Origin of the sequence: Thalassobacillus sp. CUG 92003, from assembly GCF_013618635.1 — a bacterium.
Lineage (GTDB): Bacteria > Bacillota > Bacilli > Bacillales > Halobacillaceae > CUG-92003.
In genome coordinates, this window is sequence record NZ_JABLSJ010000031.1 from 1 (window position 1) to 1,554 (window position 1,554).

At 32.6% G+C, this 1,554-nt stretch carries 1 protein-coding gene; it reads right to left on the reverse strand.

Features of this window, described 5'->3' with window-relative positions:
* Nucleotides 1-376 precede the first annotated feature (376 nt).
* Nucleotides 377-511: an N-acetylmuramoyl-L-alanine amidase family protein gene (locus HOP45_RS20390; RefSeq protein ID WP_181351318.1), complete on the reverse strand. Its 135-nt coding sequence runs from the start codon at nt 509-511 to the stop codon at nt 377-379.
* Between the last annotated feature and the right edge of the window lie 1,043 nt (nt 512-1,554).

Below are 1,554 nucleotides of genomic sequence, written 5' to 3' on the forward strand. Positions count from 1 at the left end.
AGGGATAAAAGATTTTCAACATAGAACAATTTATACTTAAGCGCAAAATAACTTCCACCTCAAAGATTATTTTGAAAAACGTGATGTTAAAGAGTTGGGAGTAGCGCAAAACTACAAGATAAGGGAGTTGATCTTCTATCATGTACCTAGTCAATTGGGGTTTCAATTATTTTTAAGGACCACTTCCTGGTTGTAGGGTTTACAGATGTATAATGAATCAAATAAATTAAACCAATTGGATATATCGATACAGAAATTAAATCAATGGAAAGCTGCTCATTAGTATTAATCCTGTTATTGAAATATGTAAATTAATAGTGTTTCATTAATTAACAGGAAAGGCCAGAATTAAAAAGTTCTAGCCTTTTCTCTAAATTCAATTCATTTTTTTGAGTAGGTAATCTCGCACCTTTAAAGCGATTGAAAGGTTGAAATACTTCTCCTGGTACCCTTGATAAGTTGCCCCAGGGTCATTTCCTCCATGTCCAGGGTCAATGATTATTGTTTTCACTTTATCAGCCTCCTTTCAAGACTATGCTTCATTATATGAGTAGGAAGACAAAATAGGTTGGACTAGTTAAATAGTATCAGATAAAAAAGGCACAGAAGATGTTTTAGGCAGTTAAAAAAGGGATAATGAGGAACTGTCAAAAGTATGAGGAAAACAGAATAAAGAAATAGATATAAACCTAATAAAACTGCTTTTTCTATGCACGCCAAAAAACCTTAGAAGTTCCTTTTTAAAAAGCCAAGGAAACTTTAAAAAAGTTTTTTAAAACAATTATCCAAGATTGTTAATCGTATGGAAGAAGCTACTAATCTACTGGAAAGTTTCCCTGTTACATGTATTGTCGTTCCTTCGACCCGTTATCCAGAATGTTGTACTTTAGCCCTGGTAGCAGCTGAAAAGGGCATACCAACCTAAAATTGAGAAAATATACCAGGTTAGTGTATTTGAAATGTTCTGTAGTAGAAATCCAAGGCTCCAGGAAATCTTACTAATTCCAAAGTAAAGACCCATATTTCCATCTTATTAGCCAAATTTGATATGGATGTATCAATAATTGGGGTGATTAACATTTGTCCAAAGGTTAGGGCAAAAACGCCAGCAATTAAAGCAATAAATGTATTAAATAGACCTATAGCAATGAAACAAAATCAATTGAAAAAGCGAAATATCATGAATATCAGTTAGCTTTGGAAACATTGGCATAGCAGTGTAACCCCCGGTTGAAAGTAAAAATGCAACAATGAGAAATGGTTGTTTTTTCACAAAATAACCCCCTCATGAATTAAAGCTTAAAGGAGGAAAAGAATTTGGCGTATAAAATCTTCTCTTTGAAATCTGCCTGGGAATAAGAGAATTATTTACGCAGCCCATCATAAAGTAGTAAGGAATTTTACTTCCAGGCAAATGGTTTCGAATACATTCAACAATATTAAATTATCAGATTTTTTAAACTTGAAATACAAGAAGGATTAATTTAGTGCTAAATAACGGAATTAATTAGTGTTCAACACGTGTATTTAAGGCTAAGAATAAACAGCTTTATA